Source organism: Acetobacter sp. P5B1 (genome assembly GCF_018811985.1).
In the GTDB taxonomy this organism is placed as follows: Bacteria; Pseudomonadota; Alphaproteobacteria; order Acetobacterales; family Acetobacteraceae; genus Acetobacter; species Acetobacter cerevisiae.
The window spans coordinates 1-19375 of sequence record NZ_JACRVS010000020.1 but is presented as its reverse complement, the minus strand read 5'-3'; the positions used below and the strand labels follow the sequence as shown (position 1 = coordinate 19375).

Genomic DNA, 19375 nt, shown 5'->3' with positions numbered 1-19375 from the left:
CGTAGGAAAATACCGAGTAATAGTTTTCCTGCTCACAATGCGATATTAAGAGAATATGTTGTTCTCTTAATATCGCAGTTATGCAGATAATTTTAACTAAATCGTATAAATAACTGTATGACTTGCTCCATCATCGTGGAGTTGAAGTCTGTCTGTTTTCCCCAAAGAGATATTATCGACGGTCAGGTCTGGTGATGTGCTGTGATTGACCCGGTTGGGGTTCTTGATGATGCAGTGATACTGACTGCTGCGCCAGTGGAGCGTGACTTCAAATTCAGGCCATTCCCGTGGAATGCAGGGGGTTATCAAAAGCATGTCTCCCTGAATGCGAATGCCAAGAAGGGATTCAATGCCTGTGCGCTGCATCCATCCGGCCGACCCGGTGTACCAGGACCAGCCACCTCGCCCCATGTGCGGAGCGACTGAATAAATATCCGCAGCAACCACGTAAGGTTCCAGTTTGTAACGGTTTGCCTGCTCCTGTGTGCGGGCGTGCTGGATGGGGTTAAGCATGCTGAACAAAGCATGAGCCTGATTGCCGTCTCCCTGTGCCGCAATGGCCATTACTGTCCAGAGTGCCGCATGGGTATATTGCCCTCCATTTTCCCGCACTCCGGGCGGGTAGCCTCTGATATAACCGGGATCAGGCAGAGCTTTGTCAAAAGGCGGTGTGAGAACAAGGATTAGCCCATCCTCTGAGCGGACAAGATGCTCAACAGCCGAGTACATGGCGTGATGCGTGCGTTCGGGAGATGCCGCATTAGACAGAACAGCCCAGGACTGGGAAATGGCATCAATCTGGCATTCAGTGTTCTTATGAGAACCAAGGGGCGTGCCGTCATCAAAATAGGCACGCAGATACCAGTCTCCATCCCATGCGCGTTCCAGAGCATTGGCCAGCTTTTCAGTGTGGTTCTGCCAGGCTGAGGCTCGAGCCGTGTCATGTCGCTCAAGGGCAAGAGGAATGAATATCTTCAGCGTGGTGTAGAGGAACCAGCCAAGCCACACGCTTTCTCCTCGGCCCTGTTCTCCCACCCTGTTCATCCCGTCATTCCAGTCTCCTGTTCCCATAAGAGGCAGGCCATGGTCTCCCACAGGTAGACTATGGTCCAGTGCCCGCGCGCAATGTTCAAACAGACTGGCTTTTTCAGAAGAGAGTGCGGGAACCGTAAAGTGGTCGTGTTCTGTAATCGGCAGAGGGGGAGCCTCAAGGAATCCTATACTTTCGTCCAGGACGGCCTTGTCTCCGGTTGTCGTGACATAGTGGGCTACTGTGTAGGCCAGCCAGGTGCAATCATCAGAAATATGGGTGCGAACACCAGAGCCAGTTTGCGGAAGCCACCAGTGTTGCACATCGCCTTCAGGAAACTGGCGAGATGCCGCCCGTAAAATATGCTCCCGAACACGCTCCGGGGAGGACGTTGCGAGCGCCATGCCATCCTGCAACTGATCCCGGAAGCCAAAAGCGCCACTGGCCTGATAAAAGCCCGCTCTGGCCAGAACACGACTGGAGAGAGTCTGATATAAAAGCCAGCCATTGAGCATGATATCCATGCTTCTATCAGGGGTTTTGACCTGAATGGCATGGCAGACTGTGTTCCATTTTGCAGTAACGGCTTGCAGAACGTCATCAAGGTCTGCCGTGCGATACTGGAGAATAAGCCGCCTTGCTTCAGCTTCGTCCGACGCCTCACCAAGCAGGAAGACAATTTCAACACGGCCATTGGCCGGCAGCGTAATAAGGGTCTGGAGGATGCCACAGGGGTCCAGCCCGGCTCCTGTTGCGCTGTGCACGCCATCAGAATGGGTAAAGGCACCGGGGTTATCCAGAGACCCGTTGCGCCCGACAAAACTCTTGCGATCTCCGGAAATGGTCGTGACGTAGCTGCCCAGATCGGCAAAGGCTACACGGGAGCCATAGGTCCCATCCCATTGGTTTCTGGCAAAAAGGGCGCCGGTTTTTGAGTCTGTTTCGGTGGTGATGAAAGGGGCTGTTTTCGTTCGGGAGGTTCCCAGAACCCATTCCACATAGCTGGTGAGGGACAGGGTGCGGGACTGTCCCGAAAGATTATGCAGTTGAATGCGTGAGAGTTTTATCGGGTCTGTTGGCGGCACATATTGCAACAGGCTGCTGGCAATGCCGTGGGCTATCCGCTCGTAGCGCGTATAGCCCCGCCCATGATGGGTGACGTAAGTTGCGCCGGCGTCTCGTCGGACTGCGGCGGTAAGGCTCCAGACAGTATGAGTTTCTTCATCTCGCAGATAGAAAATCTCACCCGGAGGATTGCTGATCGGGTCATTGGACCAGGGCGTGATCTGATGTTCCCGGCTGTTAAGAGCCCATGTGTGCCCGCTGCCTTCTGCTGAGGCCAGAAAGCCGAATGTCTCGTTGGCTATGACGTTGATCCACGGAGCTGGTGTGGACGTGCCCGGAGACAGCACAACAACATAAGTTTCGCCATTATTTGCAAACCCACCGTAACCATTGAAGAACTCCAGTTCTGGCACGGGTGGCGTATCAAATGCGGCAGGCTCGGAAATGGGAAGAGGCTGAAAGGCAGGCGGCGTCTGTGCAGGCTGGGATTCTGCCAGATCAAGCTGTTCCTCAAGGCTGTCTTTCGCACCCAGAACAACGCGCGCAACGGACAGGAGAAGAGCCAGAGTGCCGGGAGAGAGCAGATCAGTCCGTAAAATACGAACTGACCCTGCCCCTGTTGCGGCTTTAGGAATGGAACGCACCAGATTTTCCAAAGAGATCTGGAGATCCTGCAGGTAGGAAGAGGGGTGGTCGTTCAGGATAACCAGATCAATCGGGAGCTGTTTGAGGCGGAAATATTCATGAGCCAGCAGAACCTGACGTACGATGTCTGTCCCTGAATTTTCCTTGACTGTCAGAACAACGAGAGGGAGGTCGCCGGAAATGCCGAGTTCCCACAATCCCGTCTGGGGGCCCGCGCCACGCCTGATTGCAGGGGATGATGCGCGCAGAGAAGAGCCTGCAAACAGGATATGGCTTGCCAGACGCTGGAACAGGTCTGCTTCCGTCGGATTGATATCAAGGTGACGCAACTGGATTTGTGCTTGTGTCCAGGCCAGAGTGCGCACGCGGTCCAGAGCGGCAGCATCCTTATGCGTATCAATCAGGTCCAGAAGTTTTTCCCGGGACGATGCTGCCATGGTCCAGAAAGAAATGCGCGTTGTGGTGCCCGGTTTGAGCGCTGCCCGGCAACGAAGAGAGAAAGAGGCGTCAAGAACAGTTCCTGTTTGTCCTGATAACGCGGTTTTTCTCGTCATGGCGACTGGAGAGCGCACGGTGTGGTTGCGACCGATGAAGTCTGCCCGGTCTGTTCCCATGCGGATGGGAAGCGGAGAAACAGCAAGATGGGCAACCCAGATTTCTGCCTCGTCCGGGGTTCTTCGCCTGCGTGTGGCAATAAGCGCTTTGGCTTCAGGAAGATATTCGGTCTGAACAAACAGCTTGGTGAACGCTGGATGTGCCAGGTCTGCGTCTTGGGCCAGAAGTGCGAGTTCAGCATAGGAGGTGATATCAATTTCCTGCGTCTCATGGCCTGCATTGGAGAGCGTGAGGTGCCGAACTTCAGCATCATCTTCTGCGGAAACCATGATGTCCAGAGTGGTGGTGAGTGCCCCATCCCGGCGGGAAATTTCTGCACGGTCTTCGTGAAAACCAACCAGATAGTCATCGGGTATAGTGCCACAGGGCTGGATACCCGCAGACCAGACAAAACCTGTTTTGACGTTTTTCAGATAGACATAAGAACCATGCTGGTCGAGCGTAGGGTCTTCTCGCCACCGTGTAAGCATCTGTCCCTGCCAACTGCTATAACCAGAACCAGCAGATGTGAGCATGACAGTATAACGACCGTTTGAAAGCAGATGCGTTACCGGCTCCTGCGTGTAGGCCGTGCTATAGTAACGGCCTGCGCGTATCGTTGCTTCGGGGGCCGGGGCGGGAATAGCCTGTTCGGCAGGAAGAGGGCGGGCCACAGCACTTTTGTCTGGCGCGCGCTCCTGCAGGAGCAGTTCCGCAGAGGCCATGGTTGGGTCATTATGAAAACGGGTTCTCATGACCCCGTTCAGAACAGTATCGGCGACGGCGAGAATGGACATACCCTGATGGTGTGCCATGTAAGCGCGGACAATCGCCACAGTCTGGTTCTCTGGAATACGTTCGGGCGTGTAATCCAGTGCTTCAAAAAAGCCGTATCGCCCTTGTGCGCCGGTTTTTTCCAGAACAGAGAGGTTGGCGACAGCTTTTTGTGGATCAATCATCGCGGCCAGCAAGGTAGCATACGGAGCCACAACCATATCCTGCGCAAGGCCACGTTTGAGACCTAGTCCGGGCACGCCAAAATTTGAATACTGATAAGTATAGTCAAGATCCCGGACGTTATAAGCGGCCTCGGAAATACCCCATGGAATGTTTCGGCTTTGTCCATAGGCGATCTGGCGTTGGACAATCCGGGCGTTTGTCTCCTGCAGCAGGCTGCCGACGGGTGCCCGCATGACCAGAGACGGCATGAGATATTCGAACATCGACCCGGACCATGAGACAAGCGCGGCCCCATTGCCAGAAGGCGTTATGGCCCTGCCAAGGCGGAACCAGTCCCGTGCGGGAATGTCCCCTTTGGCAATGGCAAAATACACAGCCAGCCGTGCTTCCGATGCGAGAAGGTCGTAACAGTTGGCATCCGCCGTGTCGTCTTGCACCAGAAAGCCAATGGACAGCAGTTTCCGGGATGTATCGCGCAGAAAACTGAAATCCATCTCGTTAGCAAGCTGTTGGGCCTGATACTCCAGCGTTTGAATACGTTCCAGAAGGCCGGATTTTCGGGACTGGTCGAAGTCACGAAGATGACTTTCCAGCGTGCGGAGCGGAGCTGAGGCCCAGAAGGCCGGGTCTCTGGATGAAGGTATGGATGACTCCTCCGGGAACGGAAACAGATGGGCTGCATGCTCAGCAATAATTTTCGCCTGCTGGAGGAAATGCGTCAGAGTCAGGCTCGTTTTGTCTTCTGGTGCTGATAAGACTGCATTTTTCAGTTTTCCAAGAGACCTGAGAAGAACGCGCTGCTGTTTGGTGAGTTGAAGGCGTATTCCGTCTCTAAAAGTAATTTCCATAATGGCGATTGTGATGGCGTCGGAAAGGCCGGCTCGCCAGTCATGAGGCTCAGTTTCCTGCGTGAGCCATTCACGGCAGGTGCTGGAAACGGTAATGAGATGCCCGGCGAAATTGCCGCTATCCACTGTAGAAACATAAAGAGGGTTCAGAGGCTCGAGGGTTTCTGTACTATACCAGTTGTATAAATGGCCCCGGTATTTCTCCATTTTCCGGACTGTTTTCAGGGTGGATTCCAGCCGTTCCACCGTGTCCTGAAGGCCAGACCAGCCAAAGTCCCGCGCATTGATGGCGCAGAGAAGATAGAGACCAATATTGGTTGGCGATGTGCGTCGGGCCAGAACGGGGCTGGGGTCTTCCTGAAAGTTGTCTGGCGGCAGCATGCTATCTGCTGGTGTGACGAAGGTTTCAAAAAAACGCCACGTCCTGCGCGCAGTGAGGCGGAGTGTTCTGATATCAGTGCGCGATGGACGTGACTGAGACGGGATGATCGGAGAGCGACTGGTCCACAGAGCAAGAGCGGGGGACAGAACCCACAGGCAGGCAAGAGGTGCACATAAGAGGAGGGTCTCTGGGTCTGTCCACATGACGTAAAGGGTGAGCACGCCAGCAAAAATGGGAGCTGCAAGCATTTTCTGATAATATTGCGCCATGCCCGACTGGAGCAGGTGGGCCGTATGGGCCGCCGGAACCCACTGCAACAGCAGGCGACGCGTTAGGAAGACCCGCACGAAGGTGCGACAGATTGCATCCATCATAAGAAAGGCCTGATGGGCCAGAAACGTGAGATTGAGCGCCGTCATGATGGCTGCGGTCATGAGGTGTGACGTAATGACGGTGAAGTAGCTCCGGAAGGTGATCCATTCTCGCCGTGGGAAAAGATCCGGCAGAACAGGCAGGAATGCAGGAAGCGCAACTATCAAAAGGATAAAGAGCGTCCAGATGGCCGCGTTGTCTGGCGTAAGAAGCCAGCATGCCAGTAAGGTGATGAGTGTGAACGGAGCGCACAGTGTCCGGCGCAGGTTATCAAGCATTTTCCACCGGGCAATTCCGGACAGGCGGTCATGCGGTAGCGGTGTTTTTGTTGTGCCGGAAATGATCCACGGCAAGAGTTGCCAGTCGCCGCGCGTCCAGCGATGCAGCCGTTGAGCAGAGACCATGTAATCGGTCGGGAATTCCTCAACGACTTCAATATCAGAGGCGAGCGCAGCGCGTGCAAAAATGCCTTCAAACAGATCATGGCTCAGAAGGGTGCCTTCCGGTACACGGCCGGCCAGAGCAGCTTCAAAAGCATCAATGTCATAAATGCCTTTCCCCGCGTAGGACCCTTCTCCAAACATGTCCTGATAAAGGTCCGAGATGGCTGCGGAATAGGCATCGATCCCGCTGGATGTCGAATAGATTTTTTGAAAGACCGTACTGTGATGCCCGACAGGGAGAGAAGGCGTCACCCGGGGTTGCAGGATGGCATAGCCTTTCTCAATTCTTCGCGTTTCAGGATTGAATTGCGGGCTATTAAGAGGGTGAGCAAGCTTGCCAACCAACCGCCGCACTGTTTCCAGAGGGAGGCGTGTATCCGCATCCAGCGTGACAACATAGCGAACATTTTGCGGCAGAAGACGGCTCTGATCTTCCAGAAACGTCGTGTCGGTGGCGCCGCGTAGCAGCCGGTTTAGCTCATGGAGCTTTCCGCGCTTGCGCTCCCATCCCATCCATGCGCCCTCACTCTCGCTCCAGATGCGGCGACGATGCAAAAGCAGAAACCTGTCTCCATTAGGAGATGCGCCAAAGCGCTGATTCAGGAGAGCAATACCGGTAACGGCCTGATGCAAAAGCACGCCATCATCCGGACTGGCTTCGGTGTCACAATCTTTCCAGTCGGTCAGGAGGGCAAAATGGACGCTCCTGTCGTGCGTGGCCAGATAGTGGATTTCAAGTCGCGTCAGAAGCTCTTTGACAGTTTTTGCATCTGTTAGAAGGGCGGGAATGACAACAAGAGTGCGCATATGGTCCGGGATGCCCTGCAACAGCTCAAGCCCTGGCAGCATGGTGACTTTAACCGCACGGAGGGCGAGCCTGTTGATGCAGGCGACAGCAGCCTCAGATGTTGGGATTGCGGCGCAGATTACGACAAGGACCAGCCAGAAGGTGGGGGTGTATTCTTTTTCTGAAATCCAGATGGGAATGCTAAGGAAAAAGAGTGACAGGATGAAAATAGCCAGACTATATCCGGTAATTCCACGATGACAGAAATCCCGTATAACTTTTCTGGAAAGGGGAGGGGTGAATCCCACTTCGGCTTCGAGCGCCAGGCGACCGTCCAGAAGAAGGTAATAGCCAGGGTCGCTTTTGCGCGGGTCCGAGGCGTGCGTTTCCTGCGCCTGTTGTGCAAAGGCAATGGCGCGATGGGCGATATCGAGCTCAGAGACTTTGCTGCCAAGCGCCAGATCTTCAATGGCCTTGCGGTACAGGTCCCGGCTTGCAAAATCGGCCTGAGTAAAGCTTGGATAGTTTGTGAAGGCTTTATCAATCAGACAGATCTGCTCAAAGATTTCTGTCCAGTCCAGACCGGCAATCAAGCGTAGGCTCGTGATGATATTGCGAACAGTAGCGTTGAACGCCCCTTGATTTTGAAAATCGTCCTGAATGGTTTTTTCAATACTGCTTTTCTTGTCTGCCAGACGTTGCTCTAGCCAGACCAGAGCGGGATCTTTTTCCAGATCCAGCCCTCTTGACCGATGAACGAGACGGGCAACAAAAGCCGGGGTCAGGCTTTCTGGCTCAACGAGAGAGAGAACCTTCTGGATGGAAAGGCCTTCGTCTTTACGAGTTTTTTCAAGTTTATCGGCAAAAAGATCAGCCGCGCGGCGACTGTTACTATTGTCGATGATGGCGTGAGCGGTCCGGCGCAGATTTTCGATGAGCACAATCCGCAGGGTCATGGGAACAGCCCACAGTTCCCCAATGGTGAGGGGCGTCACACTTTGATAGGCCAGAAGATAGCGGCAAAGGACATCCTGATGCAGGTGGCTGTCAGTATGGGCGACAAGCGCCCACATCACGCCAAAAATCCGGGGTAATCCTTCAAACGGTCCGTTTGCCAGCTTGGGCAGGCGGGCATAGTAACCGGGAGACAGGTCAAGGCTTGTTTCCCTGATCTGCATATCAATAAGCGCATAATTGTCGGCAAGCCACTGGGCTGCTGGTGTTAACTGTTTCCCGGCCTGCAGCGCTTCTGTAATAGCGGCATCTGTTTTGCGAAGGAAAATACCATTTTCTGCGAGGCGGTGTTTTAATGGATAACTGCTCGTCTTGCTTTTGTGAGTAATTGTCTGAGCAACGGCCAGACTACGGGCATGTGCCTCAAGGCGCTCAATGCCGAAAATTTCACTTTTTACCGGCGCTCCATCGTTTTGCCAGTAAAGGGATGTATCGGGCTTGAAGAGACGCAGCCAGAAAGACGGGCGGTCGGCCCGACCCGCTGCATGTTGAGGAAAATCCGTAGAGCCGTCCATGCTGTTGCTCCGTCTTAGCGCTTGGAAGAGAAAAGGGTTTTTGTCTTTGTTTTCGGAAAAGGCTTCTGCGCGAGCGGATTGCTGACATTATGCAAGTTTTTCTTGTAAGCCAGTTGGGTTTAGAAAATCGTTTTCAGTCGTTCTGCCGTATCGCTCCTGGCAGTAAGGGAAGCAGCCCGACGTAGATGAGACTGCATCTTCATGGTTTTCTCCTTGATCACCAGGTGTCACAGAAGAATTGAAACGCTTTGATTTATATAGAAAAGTGTTCACCTATCTCCAGCTTTTGCGATGGAGGGGATGAGTCACTACGAATAACAACGTGGAGCGTAGGGAATAGTTCCCCGCCCTCAGGGCGCGAATATTGCTGCCAGTGCACTCGGCCTGACAGAGCCAGCCTGCTCTTGGTTTAGGGCCTGTTAGCACTTGATCCAGTCTGCGGCTGCAGCGATGTGTATGACGGCCAGGAACGATGCTGCGGTTTTCTCGTATCTGGTTGCAACAGCACGCCATTCCTTGAGACGGGCCCAGAGGTTCTCGACCAGGTGCCGACACCGATAGACCCATCTGGGGCAGGCAACCGGCGCATCGCGTCGTTTTGCGGGAATGGCCGGTCGGGCTCCCATGTCCCAGATACGTTCACGGAAGGCGTCCGAGGCCTAGGGCCTGTTAGCACTTGATCCAGTCTGCGGCTGCAGCGATGTGTATGACGGCCAGGAACGATGCTGCGGTTTTCTCGTATCTGGTTGCAACAGCACGCCATTCCTTGAGACGGGCCCAGAGGTTCTCGACCAGGTGCCGACACCGATAGACCCATCTGGGGCAGGCAACCGGCGCATCGCGTCGTTTTGCGGGAATGGCCGGTCGGGCTCCCATGTCCCAGATACGTTCACGGAAGGCGTCCGAGGCATAGCCCTTGTCCGCCACCACCCACAAAGGAATGGCAGGAAGGCTATCGAGCATATCTGGAGCCAGYGGCAGTTCATGGGCCTGKCCGGGYGCCAGRGCRAAACCAAYRGCYTTTCCRTGYCCGTCYGCKATCACGCASACTTTTGTGCCATAGCCGCCGCGAGAGCRGCCAAGTGCTTCACGATGGTCTCGCTCTTCRAAAGAGSCCCCTTTTTTKGGGCTCCCGCCGCCTTGTGGTGAGCYCTGATRTTCGTGCCATCCAGAAAAGTCATGCCMAGYGCYACTCCSTGKTGKTCCTGAACCAGTKCGAGCAGGCGTTCCCACACMCCCAGYTTMGCCCAGCGGATGAAAAGCTGSGCCGCYCGCCACCACGGMCCCAGYTCAGCGGGGATRCTYCGCCATTTCGCRCCATTCTCATGRCGCCAGAARATYGCTGCTATCGTACGCAAAGCTGGGCCGCTCGCCACCACGGCCCCAGTTCAGCGGGGATGCTCCGCCATTTCGCGCCATTCTCATGGCGCCAGAAAATTGCTGCTATCGTACGCTGCAGATCATGGGGCGGCGTCTTGCCCCTTGGGCGAACCGCCTCAATCAGAGGTTCCCAGATCGCCCATGTCTCGTCCGTAAAGGTGCCTGTTCTGTCTCCTTCTTCCATCCCTACAATATGGGAAGAAATTCAAGATCTAACAGGCCCTAGAATTGTTCCAGCTATGACCTCCGGTCATCGCCTCCACTATACACTGATCAACCGTCTGCAGGCGATATGCACCACTAATAGCGGGCCAACAACGCTTCATATGCCCTTGGATAATTAAATTAGTGTCGACTAATACTATATCTCCAGACTTAATCGACACCGGTTTGCAACTCTACAGGACACGGAAAACCGTATGCTTTACATAAATCTGCTAAACCACTTCGGCTTACCCCAAGAAGTCTGGCAGCTCGTCCTGCAGATAAATGCCCCCCTTCAATCGATTTAATAATTATATTAATAAATCGACCACCAAACAATTCAGGTTTTTTCTCTGTCTCGATGTTTTGGGCGACAAGAGCAATATCGTCATTTTTTATCTTTATGAGTTCTGGATATCTTTTACTGTTAACAAGACGCCACTTAAGTCCGTTTACGGATACCCCAAGCTGGATAGCTGCGGCCACCAACCATCCTATTGGGTCAGTCTTTGACGGTGGGCCAATACGATCGAGTTCCCACGAAGGCATCAAAAGGCCAGACGCAAAATTATCCGCCAACTGTTCAATTCGCAAATTCCTATTTTGCGAACGAGAAGATGGACGCTCCCAAGCTTCGGCAGAACATTCTACCCGCTCTGGCTTCATTTGATCCCAAGTAAGGATATGAAAAAATTCATGCGCAACGTCTGAATTTCGACGCCCCAGTTGCTCATTTTTGTTTATCAAAATAGCGTTGAGCGCCTGCAACCGACAAGCTGCCCCAGAAATCCCTTCTATTGGGTCCACCATTAGTACTAGAATGTCGAATTTCTCTTCAAGAGAATTTATTAAATGATGCGCCGGATTGTTTGTGAGCCCCATTTCCTCTGCGACATCTTCTCCTGCCTGAACAGCTTCTTCAAAGCTACTCGCATGCGTCAAGCCAATGCGCGGCAATATCTTCTTTGTTTTGATGTTGTTTAATCTGGCAAGTTCACGATATGCTCCGACCCATTCTCCTGCTACGTTTTCGAAACTATTTAAATCTTGTAACGCAACATTTTTTTGTCTCCAGGAAAAGCTATCCTTAGCAGACAACAGAAATGGATTCGTTAATTGATCAAATGTTACGTCAAAATATCTGACAACCTTGATAAGTTCCTCGGCCGAGAGACGACGACGCCCACGCTCGATTTCAGAAACTGATTGTCGACTTTCGACCTGCAAAATTTCGGCAAGCCGCTCCTGCGTCAATTTCTTGCCTTCACGAAGCGCCTTTATGCGCGCGCCTATAATGCTATTATTCATAGGGCAACATATACCCTTGCACAAAGGATTCTGCAAGATATCATTGCGGGGCGCCTCCTGCATGTCTCTATCACAAACGTTCGAGAATGCTCCTTCTAACTATCTAATAACATACAAGAAACGTGCGGAAAAAAGTACTTTCTGCCGATCCGTTCATTCTATTTAGAAGACTGGCAGCCATGCAAAATCCCGTCCACATAAATAACCCCATCGAGATACAGCCTAACCTCTACCCTCAATTTTATTGACAAAAATTGACAAAGATTGTCATCCTTGAGATCGGAGGCACCGATGGCAACAATGAACGTATCCCTGCCGGACCCCATGAAGGAATGGGTAGAGGCTCAGGCCAGGACGGGACGCTACAGCAATGCGAGCGACTATGTCCGCGATCTGATCCGGCGTGATCAGGAGGCCCGTGCGGCGCATGATGAGGTTCAGGCCCACATCACGGCCGGTCTGCGTAGCGGCGTGGGGACCAGAAGCATGAAGCAGTTGCTGCAGGATGCTCGCGCGGCTGCCGGGACGACGGATGCCGACCTGTAGAAAGACAAGGCTTGCCGAAGACGATATCGTCAATATCTATATACAGGGCGTGAGGGATTTTGGGCCACGGCAGGCCGAAATCTACCATGCAGGACTGGCGGACGCGTTCGACCTTATCGCCTCACATCCGCAGCTTGCGCCGGAACGTCGTGAGTTCGACCCACCGATACGGCTACACCGTCATCGGGCTCACCATATCCTCTATCTCATTGACGACGACGGGGTTCTGATCGTCCGCGTGCTGCCCCGATTACGGCGCTGGGAGCGGCTTATGGAAACAGACTGACAATGCTGCTACCGCGCGCCAAACCTGCTTTACCGTTCGCTGGAGACGCCTGTCGTTCCCGCAGCAGGTGCTGGCTTTCTGCCCCGCCGCTGTTTCTGGAAGACCCGATCGGTCTCCATGAAACGCCCGACCATAAGCGGCACCAGCCGGGCCGCATCGGGGATGGCATCTGCCGCCTCCCCTGCTTTTTCCGAGACCAGTTCAGCATACAGCAGCAGGTCACGATGTATCTCGGCTGGCAGTTCGATCGTCAGTTTGACCGGCCGGCTGTCAGGAATGGTGCTGATACGGAGTTTTGTCATGGCGCTGCTCCTTCATGCGGATGCCAGGGTTTCAAAACCAGATCACGATTGACGATCAGCGTGAATGGCAGGCCGGGCCGGTCGGTCAGCGTGGGCTGCACATCCATGCTGCGGTCGATCAGGCGGTTTCCCACCATGGAAAGCCCGTTGCTAGCGCCGCTGCGGATCGCCTGAAGCAGGTTGTTCTCACCCCATGATGTCCCGGCTTCGGACCCGACGCTCAGCATGGTTGTCACCAGTGCTGCCCTGAAAAGCTGGCCCCAGTGCTGATCCACCAGATCCTTGAGCCCGGTCTGGCCGATCGCATCGGCACCCGGGATCCTGTCGAGCACAATGCTCTCGCCATCGGGACGGATGAGACGGGTCCAGATCACCTGCGTGCGCTGCTGCCCGAAAGAGACGCTGCTGTTATAGGTGCCGAACAGGGTGCTGCCCTGGGGCACAAGCAGATAGCGTCCGGTCGGACTGTCATAGACGTTCTGTGTCACATGCCCGATCAGCTGCCCCGGCAGGTCAGAACTGACTTTCGAGTTAAGCGCGCCCGCGATGACCGTTCCCGCCTGAATGACGTATGGGGAAACAGGCGGCGTCAGGCGATCCGGGCTGACCGTGACGCGATCAGGTTGTCCCGCCAGAAAGGCACGGTTGGCGGCCTGCCGGTCGTTTGTGCCCGTAGGGGCAACCGGAGTGGTACCCCCTGCAGAGGGCAACGCAGGGGCGGACGCGCTGTCCTGCCGCCCGGCATTCTGCGTCTGCACGAACAGCTTGCTGGCAATGGCCGCCTCGACTTCCTGTTCGGCGCGCCGGTCGCCCATGCCGGAAACCGGTCCGGCCCTGCCTTCCTGCTGCGCTTTCAGGATTGGTTTGCCCAGATCACCAGGCAAAGGCAGTCCCAGTTTCGGCACACCGGTATAATCCTTCCGCAGGGCATCCAGCCCATCGGCCGAGGGGCGCGCATCGGAATCCTGCACGGCAGACGCTGGTCTCTGCCGGGCGGAATTCTGCAGCGCATAGCCCAGCGCCAGACCAATCCCGATCATACCCGTGCCCGCCAGCCCCCAGACAACATAGCGCGACAGCCGCACGACACGCGGTCGTTCCGCCCGCAGACGCAGATCGGGCGGCGATGGCGGGACCGCAGGGGATGCGTTTTCTGTGCCGCCTTCCCCGCTTTCGTCCCGGCGTTCTTCCTGCCCGTCCGTCATGTCCGCCGTCCATCTGTGCGTACGATGCGCACCCGCTGCTCGGAGTGTTTGTCGCCCAGACGCAGTTCCGCAGCGGCAAACAGGCGATCGACGATCATCCAGTTCTGCCGGACCCGGTAATTGACCAGTTCCGGCCCCCCATCGGCCCCCAGCACGAACAGCGGGGGCAGTTCCCCCTGCCCTATGCCGACCGGAAAGGCGATATAGACCTTGTGGCCGTCATCGAAGGCCCGGCCGGGCAGCCAGGGCGGCGTGCCCCCTTTCACCGGTTGGATGGCATAGCGGAAATTCAGCGTGTTCAGGTCCAGCCCCGTGTCCACCGGGCTAGCATCATCAGCCGCACTGTCCTGCCGATGCAGAGCGATAAGGCTGTCCTCGGGGTAATCCCACGACACCGACGCCATATACGTCGCCGGGGTGGAACGCAGTTCGGCGAGATAGGTCCGCCGGTCGGTGTTGACGATCAGGTTGGTGGTCAGATCTGGGCGCGTTGGTTTGACCAGGATATGAATCCGCTTTGTCGCTCCTGCCCCGCTCTCGGTATCACCGATGATCCAGCGCACCGTGTCACCTGCCGCCACGGGTCCAGTGCCCACCAGCTTTTCACCCTGCTGGAGCATGATGTCGGTGATCTCGCCGGGCGAGGTGTAAACCTGATAGAGGGCACCGGGAGAATAAGGATAGACCTGCACCGCATTGATGAACCCGGCTCGCGTCGGCTGGATGCGCGCTGCCAGATTGGCCTGTGTCACACGCGCGGTCGGATCGGCGACTTCGGGGGCCGGATGGACCGCACGTCGTGAGGGCAACGGCTTGAGCTGGCCCGGCAGGGGAAGCGGTTTCGGGACTTCCACCACCCGCACTGGTTTCGGTGGATCGGGAATTCTTGGACGTGTCCCGGTTTAGTTCCGGACCATGGGTTATCTGTTAAGCGGCATTGCGCTCGTAATCCAGAGGGCTTTTCCATTGGAGTGCGGAATGCAGCCTCTGCGGATTATAGAAATCATTGATGTAGCATGTGATAGCCTGTTCGACGTTCTGGCGCGTCCTCCATGCCTGCCGCCACAGGAGTTCAGCTTTCAGGGTCTTGAAGAAGCTTTCCGTGACAGCATTGTCCCAGCAGTTTCCTTTTCTGCTCATAGACACGATAAAGCCATGAGCAGAGAGGAGCCGCCGGTAAGCCTCTGAACAATACTGACTGCCACGATCCGACAATACGGAGTGCGGAATGCAGCCTCTGCGGATTATAGAAATCATTGATGTAGCATGTGATAGCCTGTTCGACGTTCTGGCGCGTCCTCCATGCCTGCCGCCACAGGAGTTCAGCTTTCAGGGTCTTGAAGAAGCTTTCCGTGACAGCATTGTCCCAGCAGTTTCCTTTTCTGCTCATAGACACGATAAAGCCATGAGCAGAGAGGAGCCGCCGGTAAGCCTCTGAACAATACTGACTGCCACGATCCGCATGATGGACGCAGCCTGATGGTGGCTGACGCAAGGCAATAGCGCGCTGTAATGCTGTCGTGGCAAGATCTGCGGTCATGCGGACCTCAAGGTTCCAGCCGATGACTCTGCGTGAGAAGAGGTCCAGCACCACAGCCAGGTAAACCCAGCCTTCACATGTCCAGATATATGTTATGTCCGCTGTCCATTTCTGGTTAAGCGCTGGTGCTGAAAAATCCTGTCCCAGAAGGTTTGGTTCAATATTGTGCCTGTGCGAACTGTTCGTGGTCACCTTGAAGCGTCGTGTCCTGACAACACGACTCTGCTGTCGTGGCAAGATCTGCGGTCATGCGGACCTCAAGGTTCCAGCCGATGACTCTGCGTGAGAAGAGGTCCAGCACCACAGCCAGGTAAACCCAGCCTTCACATGTCCAGATATATGTTATGTCCGCTGTCCATTTCTGGTTAAGCGCTGGTGCTGAAAAATCCTGTCCCAGAAGGTTTGGTTCAATATTGTGCCTGTGCGAACTGTTCGTGGTCACCTTGAAGCGTCGTGTCCTGACAACACGACTGTCATGCTCGCGCATCAGACGTCCAACGCGACGATGCCCTACAGACAGACCGGCAGCCCTGAGTTTCTCTGTCATGCGGGGACGTCCGTAGCTTCGCCTGCTCTGCGCGTGAATGGTACGGATATGCACCATCAGGATATCATCCTGTCTTCTGCGGGCACAGACCGGGCGGCATCGCCAGGCTCTTAAACCCCGGTCGCTGACGCCAAACAGGCGGCAGACCCGGTCGCGTGAAAGCGGCCCATGATATCGAGCGATAAAGGCAAACCTCACGACCTTTGGCTCGCGAAGAACTGTGTTGCCTTTTTTAACAGTTCCCTCTCCTCCCGCAGCAGAAAGTTCTCACGTCGCAATCTCTCATTCTCACGCAATAACGCTGTATGATCCGTTGCGTCAGAAACCACAGTGTCGTGCTGCTGCGCATCACGGATCCATTTCTTCAACGTCGAAGACCCAATCCCCAGATCCTGAGCAATACGCTCACGCGACAGACCGCTACTCAGCGCCAAACGCACCGCCTCGTGTTTGAACTCGGCCTTGTAAACTCGTCCCATTCCAAATCTCCTTCATGACCATCTTCGGTCTTAAAGGTCCGGAACTAAACCGGGACACGTCCAGTATGTCGGCTCGGACCTACCTTATGCCATTCAACGGCGCAGTCGTGAACAGCGGCTTGTTCCAAAAAGCCGCCGTCCATCGATTGCTAAGCTGCATCCAAGATTTATCGTTGAATTTTAACTCAGGCCGTATCTCGCTATTTCGATATGGCGTTGATCGCGTTTATCGTTCCGAGAACATTCATGACTGAAGCATAAACCTCCTGAAATCTAACAAAATTAGGCTTGGAGAATTGCATTAAATTATCCGGGAAACACCGCTCGACAACGTACGTTTTCTGCTGCGCATCCCAGTCGCCATGAACGTATGTATTTCTGATATATTTAATGGCTAATAAATCCTTAAATACATCTTCATCCAATTTTATCCCTCTAACTGTAAATGCTTTCCTTAATCTATCAATACGCTCTTCATTAGTTCCTTTATTAAAATAAGAATAGATGTCACTCCAAAGGTTATCCCCTGTGTTCCATTTTTTTATCATCATTTCTATGGATCCAATCATCATAGTACTCCACAATCTACAGTAACTTGAGTACTTTATTCTTTCCGGACAAAGTGCCTCTTCAGGATCACCATCAACAAGTTTTTCTAATAATGTTAAATAGATTTGGTCGTCAGAGTAGGAATCTAGGAATTCATCCATCCATTTTGCTCCTTAATTTTTGTAATTTTGTTTCAAACATTATAGTAATCGTTTATTATTTTTTCTACCACCGATCCGGTGAAGTCATCACATTTAAAATCCTTTCTGACCATTAACTATTCGCCGTCAAAGATGTTCTATCCATTCGGATAGCATGGCTCCTGCCGAAGTCGAAGTTAGATTCTTCTGGGAGTTAACAACCATCGACTTAGTCAAGAACGGCAAAAAAACTTTAAGTTTAATTTATCACGGTTGTCTAGCCATGTCGGCTTTCGGACTATCGCCACAGCCTTTTGGATGTCTGGCATGAGGCGATAGCGGACTATTTCCTGAGCCTGATGATTCCGAGTTCGTGCCACATCCTCCCAAAATCGTAGGCAGCCATGGCACCGCCACTCCCCTGGGCGCGGACCGTAGTATTTTCGATATCCTTCAACCAGATGGCTACCTTTTTACGTCCTGAAGCTGTCAGGACGGCCTGGCGCGGCGTCATATCCCCCAGGGCCGGGACTGGCTCATCAAGCACCTGCCGATAGTGCTGCTCCAGCATCTGCCCGATAATCCGGGCTTCCTCCTCGGGCCGGATCTGCAGTTCTGGCGAGACCTCCCGTCCATGCGTCCCCCGATCTTCCATCGCCTGCGCCGGCGTCATGATTTGCGTGAGCGGAGCGCGCACGAGATCTCCCAGACCGACCTGCAGCATGGCACGACCACGTTCGGCACGCTCTTTCGAGTTCACCTGCAGCCGCAACTGCCGCCCCTTCAGGTCCAGCGTGCCCAGCACGATCGCGCCGTCATCCATCTCCGTGCGCAGGAACCGCCCGTTTTTATCCCGTCCAGCCTTGCGCACGGGTTCGCTCATCAGCTCTTTCAGCCAGTTCCAGAACGACCGGCTCTCCGGCCGCAAAGCCGCGATCTGGTCAAGCGAATCTGCCACCATCTTCTGCGTCACGCCCTTTGCCAGCGGGAAACACACTTCGTGGAAGACCAGATCCTCTCCGTCCCCATTGAACAGCGCTGGCCCCTCCATCTGCTGGGCCATGTCCTCCAGTGTCCGGAACAGCCAGGTCAGCGTGAACATCGGCGCAAGTTCATGCAGCGTCTGCGTATCGACTTTTGGAAACTCTGCCTTGCCCCGTCTTTTCCGCAGGGCCCTGCAAAGGTTCGCAGCCATATCCTCACAGGCACCCCGCGAATAAGCGAGCAACCCACCTGCCAGAATGGTCTTTCCATCGGACGGCACGAGACGTGCTGCAATCCGGTCCCACTGCTCCAGTGTCCGGGTGGCCGTGCCTTCATGCACCAGAACCGGATCACCACCCCGCAGCAGGTCACGCGCCATCAGGCTCTGGCCGGGTTTGATGTCCGAGACTTCATACAGGCTCATGACCGAAGCCTTGAGGGCACGCATGTAGGCGCTGTTACGTGGCCCTTCCTTCCAGCCCCGACGCTTGAGGTAAACGTCGACGAAGTTCCGACCATCATCCCAATCCTGCCCGAGAAAATCCTCGAAGGCGCAGCCCCATAGCGTCATGGCGACGTCGGGACCGATCATCTCCGCCAGATCCTCGAAGGAGATGTCGCCCGCTTCCAGCGCCGGACCGATGTGATCGGCGAGCACTTCGCCAAAACACTCCTGCCAGTCTTCCTGACCGAGATAACGGATCAGTCCCGTGAGTTCGTCTGCGGCCATGGCTGTTACTGCGTCTCCTGATACGGACAGCAGAGGGGCAGACTGTCCTGACTCGACAAGCCTAGAATGATACCCCGAAACAGGCGACAGGGTGCCCCGCTCTTCAATCACGCATTTGTGAAAGTGGACAAAAATGCGCCCCGGTACCTTTTCGTCTGTTTCCTATGTGTTTCCTGCAGAGAATTTTAGGCAACAAAAAACCCGCCTGAGTGAGGCGGGTTTATCGTGTCCTATCAAGGACTTGTGCTTGGTTGCGGGGGCAGGATTTGAACCTGCGGCCTTCAGGTTATGAGCCTGACGAGCTACCGGGCTGCTCCACCCCGCGGTGGTGTTGATTAGGGTAGACTGGAAGACCTGGCGGCGACCGACTTTCCCACGACTTAAGCCGCAGTATCATAGGCGCTGGGGGGTTTCACGGCCGAGTTCGGGATGGGATCGGGTGGATCACTCCCCGCCATGGCCACCAGGTCATCCAGTCCACCCTGAGTGGGGTGGTGAGTCCACCCTGAGTGGGGTGGTG

The 19375-nt window shown here is 54.7% G+C and carries 10 protein-coding genes, 1 tRNA gene, 1 rRNA gene and 5 pseudogenes; 2 read left to right on the top strand and 15 right to left on the bottom strand.

Going from position 1 to position 19375, the window contains the following annotated elements:
- Positions 1-96 precede the first annotated feature (96 nt).
- The 5 genes and pseudogenes from KP703_RS11460 to KP703_RS11445 all read right to left on the bottom strand — a co-directional run bounded on the left by KP703_RS11460 (position 97) and on the right by KP703_RS11445 (position 11547).
- Positions 97-8655, bottom strand: coding sequence for a GH36-type glycosyl hydrolase domain-containing protein (locus tag KP703_RS11460; RefSeq protein WP_215755012.1), 8559 nt, complete (start codon positions 8653-8655; stop codon positions 97-99).
- Positions 8656-9074: 419 nt separating this feature from the next.
- Positions 9075-9314: pseudogene (locus tag KP703_RS11455) on the bottom strand (transposase); the annotation flags it as partial.
- A gap of 10 nt (positions 9315-9324) precedes the next feature.
- A pseudogene (locus tag KP703_RS11450) lies at positions 9325-10010 on the bottom strand (IS5 family transposase); the annotation flags it as partial.
- Positions 10001-10219: a transposase gene (locus KP703_RS15925; RefSeq protein WP_373687486.1), complete on the bottom strand. Its 219-nt coding sequence runs from the start codon at positions 10217-10219 to the stop codon at positions 10001-10003. The pseudogene KP703_RS11450 and the gene KP703_RS15925, both read right to left, overlap by 10 nt.
- Before the next feature lie 191 nt (positions 10220-10410).
- Complete coding sequence (locus tag KP703_RS11445; protein ID WP_215755010.1) at positions 10411-11547, bottom strand: helix-turn-helix domain-containing protein; 1137 nt, start codon at positions 11545-11547, stop codon at positions 10411-10413.
- A gap of 291 nt (positions 11548-11838) precedes the next feature.
- Between KP703_RS11445 and KP703_RS11440 the strand changes: the two genes are divergently transcribed.
- Positions 11839-12093: a type II toxin-antitoxin system ParD family antitoxin gene (locus KP703_RS11440; protein WP_099963191.1), complete on the top strand. Its 255-nt coding sequence runs from the start codon at positions 11839-11841 to the stop codon at positions 12091-12093.
- Positions 12053-12379 carry a type II toxin-antitoxin system RelE/ParE family toxin gene (locus tag KP703_RS11435; RefSeq protein WP_306789698.1) on the top strand — a complete coding sequence of 109 codons (327 nt, stop codon included), beginning with the start codon at positions 12053-12055 and terminating at the stop codon, positions 12377-12379. Before KP703_RS11440 ends, KP703_RS11435 begins: the two co-directional genes overlap by 41 nt.
- A 29-nt stretch (positions 12380-12408) precedes the next feature.
- Here the strand turns inward: KP703_RS11435 and KP703_RS11430 are convergent, their stop codons facing one another.
- The 10 genes and pseudogenes from KP703_RS11430 to rrf form a co-directional block, all read right to left on the bottom strand.
- Positions 12409-12681 (bottom strand): DUF2274 domain-containing protein, encoded by a 273-nt coding sequence (locus tag KP703_RS11430; RefSeq protein WP_215755009.1) that lies wholly within the window; start codon positions 12679-12681, stop codon positions 12409-12411.
- Positions 12678-13886, bottom strand: a complete 1209-nt coding sequence (locus tag KP703_RS11425; RefSeq protein ID WP_215755008.1) for a TrbI/VirB10 family protein — start codon at positions 13884-13886, stop codon at positions 12678-12680. Before KP703_RS11425 ends, KP703_RS11430 begins: the two co-directional genes overlap by 4 nt.
- Positions 13883-14773 (bottom strand): annotated as a pseudogene (gene trbG, locus KP703_RS11420) (P-type conjugative transfer protein TrbG); the annotation flags it as partial. The pseudogene trbG and the gene KP703_RS11425, both read right to left, overlap by 4 nt.
- Positions 14774-14813: 40 nt before the next feature.
- Positions 14814-15026 carry an integrase core domain-containing protein gene (locus KP703_RS11415; RefSeq protein WP_215755006.1) on the bottom strand — a complete coding sequence of 71 codons (213 nt, stop codon included), beginning with the start codon at positions 15024-15026 and terminating at the stop codon, positions 14814-14816.
- Between the two features lie 55 nt (positions 15027-15081).
- Positions 15082-15642: pseudogene (locus tag KP703_RS11410) on the bottom strand (IS3 family transposase); the annotation flags it as partial.
- 7 nt (positions 15643-15649) lie between these two features.
- A pseudogene (locus KP703_RS16040) lies at positions 15650-16452 on the bottom strand (IS3 family transposase); the annotation flags it as partial.
- A gap of 200 nt (positions 16453-16652) precedes the next feature.
- Positions 16653-17162 (bottom strand): hypothetical protein, encoded by a 510-nt coding sequence (locus KP703_RS11395; protein ID WP_215755003.1) that lies wholly within the window; start codon positions 17160-17162, stop codon positions 16653-16655.
- Positions 17163-17484: 322 nt separating this feature from the next.
- Positions 17485-18855 carry a hypothetical protein gene (locus KP703_RS11390; protein WP_215755002.1) on the bottom strand — a complete coding sequence of 457 codons (1371 nt, stop codon included), beginning with the start codon at positions 18853-18855 and terminating at the stop codon, positions 17485-17487.
- A gap of 248 nt (positions 18856-19103) precedes the next feature.
- Positions 19104-19180, bottom strand: a tRNA-Met gene (locus KP703_RS11385).
- A gap of 27 nt (positions 19181-19207) precedes the next feature.
- Positions 19208-19323: ribosomal RNA gene (gene rrf / locus KP703_RS11380) — 5S ribosomal RNA — on the bottom strand.
- Positions 19324-19375 lie beyond the last annotated feature (52 nt).